This is a genomic window from Rhizobium sp. IY2 (assembly GCF_047532935.1).
Lineage (GTDB): Bacteria > Pseudomonadota > Alphaproteobacteria > Rhizobiales > Rhizobiaceae > Rhizobium > Rhizobium anhuiense.
The window spans coordinates 96,183-110,534 of record NZ_JBLKNU010000013.1; the positions used below are offsets into that span (position 1 = coordinate 96,183).

The 14,352-nt window shown below is 62.0% G+C and carries 14 protein-coding genes; 6 read left to right on the top strand and 8 right to left on the bottom strand.

All coding sequences use genetic code 11. The annotated features are described in order from the left end of the window. Positions 1-57: 57 nt before the first annotated feature. Positions 58-1,344 (bottom strand): HlyD family secretion protein, encoded by a 1,287-nt coding sequence (locus tag ACMUVN_RS29340; RefSeq protein ID WP_097630660.1) that lies wholly within the window; start codon positions 1,342-1,344, stop codon positions 58-60. A 138-nt stretch (positions 1,345-1,482) separates the two neighbouring features. Here ACMUVN_RS29340 and ACMUVN_RS29345 point away from each other — a divergent pair, with 138 nt between their 5' ends. Continuing rightward, complete coding sequence (locus tag ACMUVN_RS29345; RefSeq protein ID WP_097630658.1) at positions 1,483-2,385, top strand: LysR family transcriptional regulator; 903 nt, start codon at positions 1,483-1,485, stop codon at positions 2,383-2,385. A 145-nt stretch (positions 2,386-2,530) separates the two neighbouring features. Here the strand turns inward: ACMUVN_RS29345 and ACMUVN_RS29350 are convergent, their stop codons facing one another. After that, entirely contained in the window at positions 2,531-3,418 is an 888-nt protein-coding gene (locus tag ACMUVN_RS29350; RefSeq protein WP_047614241.1) for a branched-chain amino acid aminotransferase, read from the bottom strand. 249 nt (positions 3,419-3,667) lie between these two features. Between ACMUVN_RS29350 and ACMUVN_RS29355 the strand changes: the two genes are divergently transcribed. Beyond that, entirely contained in the window at positions 3,668-4,711 is a 1,044-nt protein-coding gene (locus ACMUVN_RS29355; RefSeq protein WP_025554528.1) for a zinc-dependent alcohol dehydrogenase family protein, read from the top strand. A 68-nt stretch (positions 4,712-4,779) separates the two neighbouring features. On the opposite strand, the gene ACMUVN_RS29360 is transcribed toward ACMUVN_RS29355, so the two are convergent. Further along, positions 4,780-5,598: a sugar phosphate isomerase/epimerase family protein gene (locus tag ACMUVN_RS29360; protein WP_097630656.1), complete on the bottom strand. Its 819-nt coding sequence runs from the start codon at positions 5,596-5,598 to the stop codon at positions 4,780-4,782. Positions 5,599-6,101: 503 nt separating this feature from the next. Between ACMUVN_RS29360 and ACMUVN_RS29365 the strand changes: the two genes are divergently transcribed. After that, complete coding sequence (locus ACMUVN_RS29365; protein WP_025554954.1) at positions 6,102-6,569, top strand: cupin domain-containing protein; 468 nt, start codon at positions 6,102-6,104, stop codon at positions 6,567-6,569. 5 nt (positions 6,570-6,574) lie between these two features. On the opposite strand, the gene ACMUVN_RS29370 is transcribed toward ACMUVN_RS29365, so the two are convergent. Beyond that, complete coding sequence (locus ACMUVN_RS29370) at positions 6,575-7,621, bottom strand: AraC family transcriptional regulator (protein ID WP_414815829.1); 1,047 nt, start codon at positions 7,619-7,621, stop codon at positions 6,575-6,577. Between the two features lie 11 nt (positions 7,622-7,632). Beyond that, positions 7,633-8,457: an oxidoreductase gene (locus ACMUVN_RS29375; RefSeq protein ID WP_097542913.1), complete on the bottom strand. Its 825-nt coding sequence runs from the start codon at positions 8,455-8,457 to the stop codon at positions 7,633-7,635. Between the two features lie 709 nt (positions 8,458-9,166). Between ACMUVN_RS29375 and ACMUVN_RS29380 the strand changes: the two genes are divergently transcribed. The 3 genes from ACMUVN_RS29380 (at position 9,167) to zwf (ending at position 12,885) form a co-directional block, all read left to right on the top strand. After that, complete coding sequence (locus ACMUVN_RS29380) at positions 9,167-10,441, top strand: hemolysin family protein (RefSeq protein ID WP_025554804.1); 1,275 nt, start codon at positions 9,167-9,169, stop codon at positions 10,439-10,441. A gap of 43 nt (positions 10,442-10,484) precedes the next feature. Then, a complete protein-coding gene (tam, locus tag ACMUVN_RS29385) occupies positions 10,485-11,255 on the top strand; it encodes a trans-aconitate 2-methyltransferase (RefSeq protein ID WP_097630653.1) in 771 nt (256 codons plus the stop codon). A gap of 112 nt (positions 11,256-11,367) precedes the next feature. Then, positions 11,368-12,885: a glucose-6-phosphate dehydrogenase gene (zwf, locus tag ACMUVN_RS29390; RefSeq protein ID WP_097630651.1), complete on the top strand. Its 1,518-nt coding sequence runs from the start codon at positions 11,368-11,370 to the stop codon at positions 12,883-12,885. 15 nt (positions 12,886-12,900) lie between these two features. On the opposite strand, the gene ACMUVN_RS29395 is transcribed toward zwf, so the two are convergent. The 3 genes from ACMUVN_RS29395 to ACMUVN_RS29405 all read right to left on the bottom strand — a co-directional run bounded on the left by ACMUVN_RS29395 (position 12,901) and on the right by ACMUVN_RS29405 (position 14,318). Further along, positions 12,901-13,224 (bottom strand): hypothetical protein, encoded by a 324-nt coding sequence (locus ACMUVN_RS29395; RefSeq protein WP_025554717.1) that lies wholly within the window; start codon positions 13,222-13,224, stop codon positions 12,901-12,903. Positions 13,225-13,355: 131 nt separating this feature from the next. Beyond that, on the bottom strand, positions 13,356-13,811 hold the full coding sequence (locus ACMUVN_RS29400; RefSeq protein ID WP_097595749.1) for an NUDIX hydrolase: 456 nt from the start codon (positions 13,809-13,811) through the stop codon (positions 13,356-13,358). Positions 13,812-13,925: 114 nt separating this feature from the next. After that, positions 13,926-14,318, bottom strand: coding sequence for a hypothetical protein (locus ACMUVN_RS29405; protein WP_003546502.1), 393 nt, complete (start codon positions 14,316-14,318; stop codon positions 13,926-13,928). Positions 14,319-14,352 lie beyond the last annotated feature (34 nt).

Below are 14,352 nucleotides of genomic sequence, written 5' to 3' on the forward strand. Positions count from 1 at the left end.
CGCGGGAAACTTTCTCATGACGGGGTTCGGGTGATCATTCGGCAGAGAAGAGAAGGATCAACCTTCGTGGCTGGACAATCCTTCTTCCGCTGCCCCGGAGACCTGGCCAGCCCTGGCTTGGGCAGGCTTGGTTTCGGCAGCTTGGGTCTGGGCAGCCTTGGTATCGATTTCGGGCTCGACCGACATGCCCGAACGCAACAGGCCGCTCAGAGGCTCGTCGTCGATGACGATCTTGACCGGGATGCGCTGGACGATCTTGGTGAAGTTGCCGGTGGCATTATCCGGCGGCAGCAGCGAAAATTCCAGGCCGCTTGCCGGCGAAACGCTGTCGACATGACCCTTGATCGAGATGTCGGGAAAGCTGTCGACCTTGATCTCGACCGGCTGGCCGGGGCTGATATAGGTCAGCTGCGTTTCCTTGAAATTGGCGACGACATAGACCGCATGCAGCGGCACGACGGCCATCAGTTGCGTGCCCGAGGTGACATACTGGCCGACGCGGATCGAGCGGGCGCCGACCGTGCCGTCGACGGCGGCGACGATGTCCGTATAGGAGAGGTTGAGCTCCGCCTGCTGGGCGGCGGCGGCGGCGCGGTCGCGCTGGGCAACCGACTGTTCGCGCTGGGTTTGCAGCACCGGCACCTTGTTTTGAGCTGCAACGAGGGCTGCCCGGTCGCGCTCGACAGCGGCAGCGGCCTGTTCCCTGGCCGACTGGGTCTGCTCGGCACGGGACTGAGTGCCGGCGCCGTTGGTGATGAGGCGGGCCGAGCGGGCGGCGTCCGACACGGCAAAATCCAGCGAGGCCTGCGAGGCGTCGATCGTCGCCCTCGCCTGCTCGATCACCGACTGCTGCAAGGCGATCTGGGCATCGATATTGGTGATGGCGGCTTCGGCCGCCTTCACATCGGCTCTCGCCTGCGACAGGGCAGCCTGGAAGTCGCGGTCGTCGATGCGGGCGAGAACCTGACCGGCTTTGACCTGGTCATTGTCGCTGACCAGCACTTCCCTGATATAGCCGGCGACCTTCGGGGCGACAGTGGTGTAATCGGCCTTCACATAGGCATCATCGGTGGATTCGATGAAGCGGCCGACCGTCCAGTACCGGTAGCCGAAATCGCCGGCGAAAGCGACGCCGGCAAGCAGCGCGGCGGCAAGGACGGCGCGCTTGACGATCCCCCGACCGGCCTTTCCGGAAGCACCCGCGACCGGCGCTTCCGCAACCGGTGCTTCGGCGGCCGGCATGGGCGGCGCCTCGGCAGTGGGCGTCCTGGCAGCTTCCTCGGCCAGGATCTGCTCGGCCTGCCTGGAAGTTTCGAAAACTTGCCTCTGGGGTAACTCGACCATCGTCATTCTCCTTCACCGTTGGCCTCCTCTGTGAGAGGCCATGTTCGATGCGAAGAAAAATGCGCCCTGACATTTATTTTGATAATCTGTTTAAATCGGGAAGGATCATCAACTCTCAGCGGATAATCCGAGGGCAATATGGATCGGCTGACAAGCCTCACAGTCTTTGGCCGGGTGGTGGAATGCGGCGGTTTTTCCGCCGCGGCGCGCCGGCTCAACATGTCGGTCACCATGGTCGGCAATCACGTGCAATCGCTGGAGGATCGGCTCGGCGTGCGACTGCTCAACCGCACGACACGCAAGGTCAGCCTGACCGAAACCGGCAAATATTACTACGAACGCTCGTCGCAGATCCTGGCCGAACTTGAGGAGGCGGACCGGACGGCCGGCGCGCTGAGCTCGACGCCGCGCGGCACGCTGAGGGTCTATACCAGCAGTGCCATCGTGCGTTTCCTGCTGCCCGTCGTCAGCGAATATATGGAGCTCTATCCGTCGATCTCACTCGATTTCAGCGTCGGCGAGCGGATGGTCGACATGATCGAGGATGGCTACGACCTGGTGATGCGCACCGTACCGCCGCCGGATTCCACGCTCGTTGCCCGCAAGCTGACGCCCTGGCGCCATATGCTCGTTTGCTCGCCGGCCTATTTCGAGACTCATCCGATGCCGAAGAAGCCGGCGGAGGTCGCGGAGCACAATTGCCTGCAATATGCCTATTATCCCTATGGCGACGAATGGCGCTTCGAGGATGGTGCGGGCAACCCGGAGAGCGTCAAGATCGCCGGCAACGTCGTCTCCAACAGCGCCGAGATGCTGCGCTTCCTGACGCTGAGCGGGCGGGGCATCTTCCTGGCGCCGAGCTTCGTGGTGTTCGACGACATCGCCGAAGGGCGGCTGGTGAAGATCATGCCGGACTACCGGCCGGTGGAATTTAACATCAACGCCGTCTATCCCAACCGCAGCCATCTGCCGACGAAGGTGCGGCTGTTCATCGATCTCTTGGTGGAGAGATTTGCCGAGCATCGGAAGTGGATGACGTGAGGGGCCTGCCCGGGGGTAGGCCTGCTCTTTTTTTGCGAGCGGGCTCTGGTGTGGGTGGCACCCCCTGCCCTGCGCTTGCGCTCCGGGCGTTCGCTGCTGCAATCGATTCACTGGATCGATTGCTTCGGCTGCGCCGAACCGCTGCTCACTCCTCGCTTTCGCTGCGGCCGTAGGCCCAGTCCATATAAAGCTCCAGCGCCTTGCGGGTGAACGGGCCTTCCTGAAAATTGCGGTCGTCGAGGCGGGTGACGCCGACGACTTTGGAGTAGTTGCCGGTGGTGAAGATCTCGTCGGCTGCGAGGAAATCCTCGACGGAGAGCGCTGCTTCCACGACGTCGAAACCGGCCTGGCGCAGCAGGCCGATGACCCGCGCGCGGGTGATGCCGGCGAGGAAGGTGCGGTTGGCGGCCGGCGTCATCACCACGCCGTCGCGTACCATGAAGACGTTCGATGAGGCGGTTTCGACGACGTTGCCGTTCAGGTCGCGCACCAGCGCATTGTCGAAACCGCGGCTGCGCGCCTCGGCGATCATGCGGCCGCTGTTCGGATAGAGCGAGCCGGTCTTCGCCTCGGTCATCGCCGTTTCCGGCGACGGGCGGCGATAGGGCGAGACGGTGAGGCTGGTGCCGCCATGGCCGCCCATCGGCGCCTCGAACAGGCAGAGCGCGAAGCGGGTCGATTCCGCGTCGACGGAAACGACGCTGCCGGGCGAACCATGTTCTCCCCAATACATCGGCTTGATGTAAATCGCCGTGGCGCCATCGAATTTCGCAACGCCTTCCCAGGCGAGTGCGGCGATCTCCTCGGCCGACTTCACCGGCTTCAGGCCCATGGCCAGCGCCGAGCGGTTGATGCGCTGGCAGTGCAGGTCGAGATCTGGCGCGATACCATCGAACCAGCGGGCGCCGTCGAAGACCGTGGAACCCAGCCACATGGCATGCGAGGTCGGCCCGATCAGCGGCGGATTGCCCGGGAGCCATTCTCCATCGACATGGGTCCAGGTGGTTGAACGGGGTGATGTATCGACGGCCATGCTGCCCTCCCTATAAAGCCGGCAAAGCAAAAACCTCCGCGGCAAGCCGGGTCAAGGACAAATCCCGCTCGGAAACACGGAAGCAAGAAAATGCCGAAGGATGCGATCATGCCGCAATATTCGTGCGCAGCAACAGCGGCTTCACAGATGGGTGCATCAGCAAAAATGATGGAATGGAATGTTGGAATGGCTGGCTGCAGCATGCGATGATGGGGTGCAACAGCGGATACGCAGCAAGGGAAGACGCCGATGAAAGCCATGTTCTACGAAGCCTTCGAACAGGCGCCCGAAATCCGCACCCTGCCCGATCCGACGCCGACCGAGGACGGCGTTGTCATTGCGGTCGGCGCAAGCGGGCTCTGCCGCAGCGACTGGCACGGCTGGATGGGACACGATCCCGATATCCGCCTGCCGCATGTGCCGGGACACGAGCTTGCCGGGCGCATCGTCGCCACCGGCCGCGGCGTGATGCGTTTCAAGGTCGGCGACCGGGTGACAGTGCCTTTCGTTTCCGGCTGCGGCCATTGCAGCGAATGCCATTCCGGCAACCAGCAGGTCTGCCCCAACCAGTTCCAGCCGGGCTTCACCCATTGGGGCTCCTTCGCCGAATATGTGGCGATCGATTATGCCGACACCAATCTGGTGCACCTGCCCGATACGATCGACGATGCGACGGCCGCAAGCCTCGGCTGCCGCTTCGCCACCTCGTTTCGCGCCGTCGCCGACCAGGCCCGCACCGGGCCCGGCGAATGGATCGCCGTGCATGGCTGCGGCGGCGTCGGCCTGTCGGCGATCATGATCGCCACCGCCCTCGGGGCGAATGCGATCGGCATCGACATATCCGAGGAGAAGCTCGCCTTTGCGCGGGATTGCGGGGCGGTGGCGACGGTCAATGCAGCAGGCGTCGCCGACGTGGCGGAGGCGGTGCGCGAAATCACCAAGGGCGGCGCCCATGTCTCGATCGACGCGCTCGGCCATCCTGTCACCTGCTTCAACTCGATCAAGAACCTGCGCCGGCGCGGACGGCATGTGCAGGTGGGGCTGATGCTCGGTGAACAGGCAACACCGCAGATTCCAATGGCGCAGGTCATCGGCCACGAGCTGGAAATCTACGGTAGCCACGGCATGCAGGCCTGGCGTTACGACGCCATGCTGTCGATGCTTTCGGCCGGCAAGATCGCGCCGCAGAAGCTGATCGGACGGCGGGTCAGCCTCGAAGAGGCCGTGCCGGCGCTGATGGCGCTCGACAAGGCGGAGGCCACCGGAATCAGCGTGATTACCCGGTTTTCATGAGGGAATTCCCACCCTCCCCGCCCGTGACGAGCACCGGACTCAGGGAGGGCGGGACGAGCAACAAGACCCTATTGGGCTACGCCGATCGAGGCGAGAAAAGCTGATGAAGCCGGGATCTTCGACTTGTCCTTGATCTCGATGATGAGGCGCGGATTGCTGTCGAGCTTGGCAAGTGCCCTAAAGACGGCGTGCCAGTGGATCGAGCCTTCGCCGAGGCTCCAATGGCGATCGGCATATCCGTCGGCATCCTGCAGATGGACATGCTGCAGGCGATTGCCGGCGGCCTTGACGTAGTAATCGACCGGCGGAGCACCGGTGTAGCCGTGGGCATAATGGGCGTGCCCGGTATCGATCGAGACGGCGACCGCGGGCGAATGGAAGCTTTCGGCCAGCGCCACGCGAATATGCGGATCCTTATCCTCGATGTTCTCGATGACCATGGTGCAGCCGATATCCTCGGCGCGCCGGACGGCGTCGCGCAGGGTCATGTGCGTGCGCTCGACCAAGGCTTCGCGGGCGCCGGCATTGTCGTCGAGATTGTTGTAAGACCAGGATGTATAGGGGCTGTGGATGACCATATGGGTGGCGCCGATGGCAGCGCAGACATCGAGACCCTGCAGCAGGCGCCTTGTGACGATGGTGCGGATATCGGGATCTTCCGAGGCGATGGTGAAGCCCCAGAACGGGCCGTGAATGCCGAGGCGGCCGCTGTGGCCGTCGAGAAGCCGCCTGGTGCGGGCGGCAAGCGGCGCCCAGTCGCCGTTGAGAACCTCGGCATCGATGAAGCTCTGCAATTCGAGATCGCGGGATTTTTCGAAAAGCCAGTCGCGGTGAAGCTCGACTTCATCGAGCGTCATGGCGGCGCCGACGACGGGAAGAGAAGACATGGATGCGCTCCATCAATTGGAATGATCAATGTGAAAATGGAAGAACGGTCAAGAACGGCCGCCGCGTTCTATGCGCCCCTTCTGTGTCGGCGCTATTACAGACAGGCAGACTCGAAACCCTCCGGCTTCAGTCATTTCCGCACAGCTGGTGCGGCATTTTCGGGCCTTGCGGAAACGACCCGCCGTACCGATATCAGCGCCGACTACTCGTGATGGCTAGAGCGGTTCAGCTTTTAACGGAAGCGCAGAACCGCTCTATCCGTTTGTTTTTGCGCAATTCCGGACGGAAAACCGGTTCGCACTTTTCCTGGAATTGCTCCAGGCGCACGAGCTGCACTGAACTCTCGGCAACGGAGCCGTACGTTCATCGCTTCGGCGACCGAAGCGCCGCGTTGAAGGCGCTTGGCAATGTTGCCCCAGACAACAGTGCGGTTGTCAAAAGCGGCGTAGAGGTTTAACGGCTGCGCCCGCAAGAAAAAGCCCTGTAAGAAAAAGAAAGAGACATGATGTCCAACTCATTTGTGAAAATGCATGGCAGTGACGAGGCGAAGCGGTTTTTCGTTCTCGGCGACCGGGTCGAGCGGCGGCTTAGAATCAGCGGAACCTGGCTGAATATCTTCGACGTCACTGTGCCATCAGGCAGCCGGACGCCGAAACATGCGCATGCGAGCCCTGAAGTGTTCCGCATCCGCGAGGGACGTCTGACGATCTGGCGCCTGAGCGACAGCGGCCCGGAAGAGATCGAGGCCAGTGCCGGCGACATCGTCACCATCCCGCCCTTCATGGTGCATGGCTATGCCAACCGCGGAACCGTCCCGGTGGTGTTTTCCGCGATCGTTGATCGTGAGATGGCCGAGTTCATCGAAGCGGAGGGCGCGACCGAACCCCCGAAGGCCAGCCCTTCGACTGAGACCATCGCCCGCATGACGGCCGCCGCCAATGCTTACGGGATTACGATCCTGGCGGCGTGATGGATCTAATGCACGGAGACGCCGGCAATCACCCGGCGTCCGAGGTGTCCCAGGTTGCGTTCCCGCCACTGGTTGGGCGTCACGCCTTCCCAATCCCGAAAAGCGCGATAGAAGGAGCTTGTATCCTGATAGCCGAGCAGGCACGCGACCTCGTCAATCCCGGCTGAGGGATCGGAGAGCAATTGCCTCCCCAATTCCTGACGTGCTTCGACGAGCAACTCCCGGAAGGTCGAGCCCTCATCGGTGATCCGGCGCTGCAGTGTGCGCTCACTCATGCCCAGGTCGAAGGCCACATCGGACAGTTCCGGCCGGCCGCTCGCCAGGCTTCTCTTCAGAACGATCTTGACCTGCTCGCGGATTGCACTGCGCGCCTGGATTTCGCCAAGTGCTGAGGCAAGGGCGGGCGTGAGGAGTTCGAGCAGTTCCGGATTGTGCCCGAGGAAAGGCCGGCCGAGATCGGCGGATTTGAGAATCAGGGCGTTGCGGGATTGTCCATAGCGGATGGGGCATCCAAAATAGGATCGATGCGCGTCGCGCTGCGGACCGGCGCGCTGGAATTCCACGCGAACCGGCGTCAGCCTTTGCCCGGTACCGCGCCGGCCGAGTTCGACCAGCGTGGCGAAGTCTACATCGACGGCGACTGCCGGCTCCGGTTCGGTGGCGTAGAGCCACTCGACCTTGATCGTGCATTCCCCGCTTTGCTCGGAAAAGTGCAATTGCTCCGGGGTGCAAAGCCGCTTGAACCGGGCTAATCGCGACAACCCGTCCCGATAGTCGCGGGCATGGAAGGCCGCGAGGCTGGAGGGCGGGTGCACGGCGGTTTCCGCCGATTCAACCAGTTTGATCCCGAGGCCCGGATCCGCCGTCAGTTCCTCCAGCGCCCGCCAGAGGGCGAAGAACTGCGCCGTGCTGACCAGACTCTGGCCATTCAGGTGCAAAGTCGCCGGCAGGCGCGCCTGCCGCAGCAGCGCCGCGGGCGGCACACCGATATGCTCGACCGCGAGCCAGAAAGCCCGCGGTATCTTGCACCGATCTGCCGGCGCTCCACTCATGGCTGCCTCCCCTATCGCATCTGGCTCATGATCACGCGGTCGAATATGCGATCGCCGAACCAGTTGCGAATCATGATCATCGGCTTCGCATACTTGCCGGCGACGTAGCGCGTGCGCGGTTTTTTCGCTTTGACCGCCTTGGAGACGATGTCGGCGATCACATCGGGATCGGTGCCGCGGCCATGGCCGTAAGCTTCGCGCGTCGACTTGGCAACCGCCTGCGTCACCTCGGCATAGGGCCCCTTCCCCGAACGCTTGATGAGTCCGTCGGCAACGACGTCGCCAAATCCCGTTTCGATCAGGCCGGGTTCGACAATCACGACTCGGATCCCGAACGGGGCAAGCTCCAGCCGCAGGCAGTCCGACCAACCTTCCAGCGCATGTTTGGTGGCGTGGTACCAAGCGCCGAGCAGAGTGTAAATCTTGCCGCCCATGGAGGTGATGTTGACGATCGTGCCGGCGCCCTTCCCACGCATCGCTGGAAGCAGAAGCTGCGTCAGCCGCGCCAGGCCGAACACATTCACCTCGAACTGGTAGCGGGCCTCGTCGATACCGATCTCCTCAACCGGACCGTAGAGCCCGAAGCCGGCATTGTTGACCAGCACGTCGATAGTGCCGACTTCCGCCAGAATCGTTTCAACAGCGGCTTTGATCTCACCTTCCCTCGATATGTCCATGCGCAAGGGCGTAGCGCCGAGCCGTACAAGGTCTTCCATCTTCTCGACCTGGCGGGCGGCGACGTAGACCCTGTAGCCATCGACGAGCAGACGCTTGGCGATCGCCTTGCCCATTCCGGAGGATGCGCCTGTAACGAGTGCGGTTTTCTTGTCAATCATCTCGACCTCTCTTTGTGATGAGATCATCTAGGGCTCGTTTGGCCCCCGATCACTGACGAGAGATGCCAAGGCACTTGCATAATACGCCAAAGCGGTTGTTCCTCCATCGCTGTAGAAACACGAAAATTCCCCTGAAATTCTCAACCGGAACGCGGCGCTGCCGCTATTTTCAAAACTGTCATATCAAGACGCTATAAGGATTTTCGTCCGGCGCCTCTTGCGCCGGAATCGTTTCACCGCCAAAATTGCGCCATGCCTGACAGCGACCCATCCAGTACAAGCTCCGCCCGTTCCAACCGGGATCTCCCGGCCGAGGACGCTGGCGACCACTGTAGATGGCGCGATGACCTCCTCCTTGCCCTGGGCACCTCAGGCTCCCGCAGCGAGCAGCCGCTTTCCACATCATCGAGCATGACGGGCGGCCGCATGCCGGCCCGCTTTTCCCGACGACCTATGACTTCCACTTCACAAGGAGCGGTCCCTCATGACGACGACCGCTTATGGTCGCTGATGTCTTTCGACTGGATTCGGCCCTTTCCCCATGGGTCGGGGTTGCCACTCACCGAATTCTGAAAACGGATGGAACCTACACCGATGTAACACGATGATGGAAAGACGACAGGTGATGCGTCTATAGTAGCGTCCCTTCGAATACCTCGCCGCTTCGCCTGATGAATGCGGTATGACAACCTCAACGAATAGGGTCCCTGTGTTTCTGGAAATTGGAATTGTGGCATTTCTCACCATCCTGAATGGTGTGCTCGCCATGTCGGAGCTGGCCGTTGTGTCTTCGCGAACGGCCCGCCTAAAGGTTCTCTCCGACAATGGGAGCAAGGGTGCCGCTCAAGCGATCAAACTCGCTGAAAACCCCGGACGTTTTCTCTCCACGGTGCAGATCGGCATCACGCTGGTCGGTGTTCTCTCGGGCGCTTTCTCAGGCGCCACGCTCGGGGGCCGGCTGAGCGGATGGCTGGAAGCACAAGGGTTGTCCTCGACGGCCGCTGATGCCATCGGCGTCGGTTCGGTCGTCGTGGCAATCACATATCTTTCCTTGATCATCGGCGAACTTGTTCCAAAGCAGATCGCATTGCGAGAACCCGAGGCGGTTGCGGCCAAGGTCGCACCCGCCATGGCGGTGCTTTCAAAAATTGCGTTGCCCCTCGTGTGGCTTCTGAACGCCTCCGGAAATCTGGTGCTGAAGCTCCTGGGCCAGTCGGGAAAAGGCGGCGACAATGTCTCCGACGCAGAGATCAAAACCGTACTGGCCGAGGCGCAGTCGGCTGGCGTGATTGAAAGCGAAGAGTCTGCGATGATATCAGGCGTCATGCGGCTGGCGGACCGCACCGCCCGAGCGCTTATGACGCCCCGGCGAGACGTCGAAATCATTGATATTGACGACAGCCTCGAGGAAATTCGGACCCAGCTGCACAGGACGAAACGGTCGCGGTTGCCCGTTCGAAAAGGCAGTTCGGACGAGGTGATTGGCATTCTTCCGGTCAAGGACTTCTACGACTCGATGTCCGAACACGGCAGCGCCGATATCAAGGCTCTGACACACGATGTCCCGGTGGTTTCAGACCTTTCAACGGCCATCAACGTTATTGAGGCAATCCGGAAATCGCCCGTTCACATGGTGCTGGTTTTCGACGAGTACGGCCATTTCGAGGGAGTTGTTTCGTCAGGCGACATTTTGGAAGCGATCATGGGGGCTCTCCAGGAGGGACCTGTCGATGAACAGGCCATCGCTCGTCGAGACGACGGTTCCTATCTCGTGTCGGGCTGGACGCCGATTGACGAGTTCGCTGAATTCCTAAACCTCAAGCTCGATGACGATCTGGAATATCAGACTGTGGCCGGCCTGGTGCTGGAAGAGCTGAAACATCTGCCGGAACTGGGCGAGAGCTTCACGAGAGATGGGTGGCGCTTCGAAGTCGTCGATCTCGACGGAAGGCGCGTGGACAAGATACTTGTGTCGGCTGAATGAAGGTCGGCAGGCGCCTTACACAGATACAGCAGGAGTGAACGCCATGGCATGGTCCGCCCATCAATATGTGAAATTCGAGGACGAGCGCACGCGACCGGCGCGTGACCTTCTGGCGCAGGTGCCGCTGCAAAGCCTTCGCCACGCCGTCGATCTCGGCTGCGGACCCGGCAATTCCACCGAACTGATCATCGAGCGTTACGGAGCGTCCGGCGTCTCCGGCCTCGACAGCGACATGAACATGCTGGAGGCGGCCCGCAAGCGGCTTCCAGGCACTGATTTCGTCGAGGCCGATCTCGGCAGCTGGCAGCCGACGGAACCGGCCGACCTGCTGTTTGCCAATGCCGTCTTCCAATGGCTGCCCGATCATATCGACATTTTCGACCGGCTGATGGACGGGCTTTCCGCAGGCGGCGTGCTCGCGGTGCAGATGCCCGACAATCTCGGCGAACCCTCGCATCTGGCGATGGAGGAAACGGCGCATGCCGGCCCATGGAAGGCCGCCTTCGAGGCGAAGAGCGTCCGCCGAAAGGCGCTGCCGCCGCCCTCCGCCTATTACGACAGGCTGATCGGCAAAGCCTCGCGCGTCGATATCTGGCACACCATCTACAATCACCCGATGGCCGATGCGGCCGCGATCGTCGAATGGGTGAAGGGAACCGGGTTGATGCCCTATCTCGCCCATGCCGGCGAGCAGCATCGCGAGGCCTTCCTGGCCGATTACCTCAAGCGGGTGGAACAGGCCTATCCCAAGCTTTCGGATGGCCGGGTGCTGCTCAGGTTTCCGAGGATTTTCATGGTGGCGGTCAAAGCGTAACCGACCTCGGGCGCACGCCAGAGGATGTCAAATGCCTGTTACCCCTCGCCGCCTATGTTGCGGCGAAACCGGCACGCATTATAGTCGGCCGCAAATTGCAAGGAGATGACACATGGACGCTGCCCCCACCCCGCCGGTCACCCTGGTCATCTTCGGCGCCACGGGCGACCTGACGCGCCGCCTGCTGGTGCCGGCGATCATCAATCTGACGCGCAGCCGCCTCGTCGGCGACGATCTCCACATTCTCGGCATCGGCATCGAGCCGGGTGACGACGAATTCCTGCGCGGGCGGCTCGACCAGTTCCTCAACCATCTCAGCGGCGAAGAGCCGACGGTCAAGGACGAAGCATGGGAAAGCCTGCGCCGGCGCATTTCCTACACGTCCGGAGATTTCACCAAGGACGATATTTTCGTCGAGATCGGCAAGCGGCTGGGGCCGAATGCCAATGCCGCCTTCTATCTCGCGGTACCGCCATCCTTTTTCGGCACGATCGTCGAGAAGCTCGCCGCTCACGGGCTGACCGATGAAAGCAACGGCATTTTCCGCCGCGTCGCCATCGAGAAGCCGTTCGGGACCGATCTCGCCTCGGCGCAGGCGCTGAATGCGCAGATCCTCGCCCAGATTGAAGAAAGCCAAGTCTACCGGCTCGACCATTTCCTCGGCAAGGAGACGGTGCAGAACCTGATGACGGCGCGCTTCGCCAATATGATGATCGAGTCTTTGTGGAACAGCCGCTATATCGATCATGTGCAGATAACCGCCGCCGAGATCGTCGATGTCGGCAGCCGCGGCAAATTCTACGACGCAACCGGCGCGCTGCGCGACATGGTGCCGAACCATCTCTTCCAGCTGCTGGCGATGATCGCCATGGAGCCGCCGAACAGTTTCGATGCCGAAGCGATCCGCAACGAGAAGAGCAAGGTGCTGAAGGCGCTGCGCATCTACACGCCGGAGGAGGCCAAGACGCATGGCGTGCGCGGCGCCTATGCCGCAGGTCCGCTCAATGGTGCTGAACTTCCGGCCTATCGCGACACCAAGGACATTTCGCCCGACAGCAGGACCGAGACCTTCGTGGCGCTGAAGCTCTATGCCGATACCTGGCGCTGGGCCGGCGTGCCCTTCTATCTGAGAACCGGCAAGGCGCTGACGGCGCGTGATACCGAGATCGTCATCACCTTTCAGCCGGTTCCCTTCGCGCAGTTTCGCGAGACCGACGTCAAGCGCCGCCTGCCGCCCAACCGGCTGGTGATCCAGGTGCAGCCGGACGAAGGCATGAGCATGGAAATCTCGATCAAGTCGCCGGGGCTTTCCGTCGATACCGTGCCGGTCTCTCTCGATTTCCGCTATGCGGACAAATTCGATATCGCCAAGACGACCGGCTATGAATCACTGCTCTACGATCTCTTCATCGGCGACCAGACGCTGTTCCAGCGTGCCGACGGCATCGAGGCAGGATGGGCGGCGGTGCAGCCCTTCCTCGATATCTGGGCTAGGGATCAGAGCGTGCCCGACGCTTACGCGCCGGGCAGCATGGGACCGGCCTCAGCCGACGAACTGATCCAGCGCGACAGGCGAGAGTGGCATGAACTCGGCGTCATTCTGCATCACGACAAGAAGGACGGCAAATAGCGCCCTCCCCTGATATTACTGATTTCCCTCGTCACGGCATGCGGCGCTGACCGAGGCGCCGCTGTTGCCGCCTTCGGTGGCGAGCGCTCCGCGCGCCTTGCGCGGCGGGCAGCGCGCCCAGTCGACGGGGCCGCTGACTGGCTCATTGTCGATGCTGCCGGTTTCGATTGAGTCGAGCGGGATTATCAGCCCGCTTTGCGTTTCGGCTCCGGGCGCGGTGCCGAGCGGCGGCGTGCCGTCGATCCGGCCGCTGGCATCCATGCCCATATTCGACTGGGCAAGAACCGGGGCGGAGAGGCTGAGGAGAGCGATCGAGGCTGCTGCAATAAACCTGCGCATGATGCTATTCCTTCTGGTTTCATCGATGCGACAGAAACAGCAGGACGACCTCATTGTTCCCCCGGAAGCGGGCACTGGCGATCAAAGTTTGGCGATCGGGATATCAGCCCTCTAAGCGGGCGATACCAGGCTCAGTCTCGCCAGCGCGACAGCAGTCTTTCGAGACCTGTCGGATAAAGATCGATGCCGGCCTCGCGCAGCCTGTCGCGGCCGAACCAGCGCGCCGTCGCCGCTGTCTCATCGAGTTCGGAATAGCGGATTTCGTCGCGCTCATAGAGGCTTTCATCGGCCAGTTCGATATCGGCGGCGAAGATATATTCGTGGCCGGTCGCGCCATGATGCTCGTAGATGTTTTCAAGCAGATGCCAGGGGCCGACGACGCGGATCGCCGTTTCGAGCTCCTCCTGGAATTCGCGGTGCAGGGCCTCTTCGCGGCTCTCGCCGAATTCGATGGCGCCGCCAAGCGGGCGAACGCCCTTGATACGGCCACTGTCATCCTCCACTTCGGCGGCGAGCAGTTGGTCTTTCCGCCAGGCAAGGCCGATCACCTTCACCCTGATCTGTTGCGACGGGCGCCAGACGGTCATCTGCTCTCCTTCCGTTCATAGGGGCAGCCAGTGGACAGCGCTTGCTTCAGCCAGTGCTTCCGGCGCAAGAATATGAGCCCCGCAACGAAGCGAGGCTCCTGCCGATCAATCGTCTCAGACGAACTGGCTGAGGCCTGGGACGGAAGCGACGACCTCGTCGACCACCTCTTCGCCGGCATATTGCTTGGCGATGGCGATGGTTTCCTTGGCAAGCGAGGTGATCTCGCCCATGCCGAGGCCTTCGCCCATCAGCTGCTGGCCAAGGCCCATGATGCCGCCGCCGCCGAGCGAGCTCATCAGCCCGCCGAGCAGGCCGCCGCCGCCGGCACCTGCCCCATTGAACTGGGCGACGAGGTCGGCGCCGCCGGGGATCGCTTCGATCATCTTGGCGACCGGACCATCGGCAGCCTCGCGCTGCAGGAAGCCGAGCATCATGCCGAGCGCCTTTTCGGCCAAATCGGGCGCAATACCCACGCGATCGGCGATCTGGGTCACAATTTCATTCATCGTTAGCCTCCTGTTATTTTGACGTTAACGTCAA

Coding starts and splice junctions, on each gene's coding strand:
- tam (WP_097630653.1), top strand. CDS start 10,485: ATGGCATGGTCCGCCCATCAATATGTGAAATTCGAGGACGAGCGCACG.
- ACMUVN_RS29350 (WP_047614241.1), bottom strand. CDS start 3,418: ATGGCCGTCGATACATCACCCCGTTCAACCACCTGGACCCATGTCGAT.
- ACMUVN_RS29400 (WP_097595749.1), bottom strand. CDS start 13,811: ATGACCGTCTGGCGCCCGTCGCAACAGATCAGGGTGAAGGTGATCGGC.
- ACMUVN_RS29360 (WP_097630656.1), bottom strand. CDS start 5,598: ATGTCTTCTCTTCCCGTCGTCGGCGCCGCCATGACGCTCGATGAAGTC.
- ACMUVN_RS29405 (WP_003546502.1), bottom strand. CDS start 14,318: ATGAATGAAATTGTGACCCAGATCGCCGATCGCGTGGGTATTGCGCCC.
- zwf (WP_097630651.1), top strand. CDS start 11,368: ATGGACGCTGCCCCCACCCCGCCGGTCACCCTGGTCATCTTCGGCGCC.
- ACMUVN_RS29365 (WP_025554954.1), top strand. CDS start 6,102: ATGATGTCCAACTCATTTGTGAAAATGCATGGCAGTGACGAGGCGAAG.
- ACMUVN_RS29345 (WP_097630658.1), top strand. CDS start 1,483: ATGGATCGGCTGACAAGCCTCACAGTCTTTGGCCGGGTGGTGGAATGC.
- ACMUVN_RS29370 (WP_414815829.1), bottom strand. CDS start 7,621: ATGAGTGGAGCGCCGGCAGATCGGTGCAAGATACCGCGGGCTTTCTGG.
- ACMUVN_RS29395 (WP_025554717.1), bottom strand. CDS start 13,224: ATGCGCAGGTTTATTGCAGCAGCCTCGATCGCTCTCCTCAGCCTCTCC.
- ACMUVN_RS29375 (WP_097542913.1), bottom strand. CDS start 8,457: ATGATTGACAAGAAAACCGCACTCGTTACAGGCGCATCCTCCGGAATG.
- ACMUVN_RS29355 (WP_025554528.1), top strand. CDS start 3,668: ATGAAAGCCATGTTCTACGAAGCCTTCGAACAGGCGCCCGAAATCCGC.
- ACMUVN_RS29340 (WP_097630660.1), bottom strand. CDS start 1,344: ATGGTCGAGTTACCCCAGAGGCAAGTTTTCGAAACTTCCAGGCAGGCC.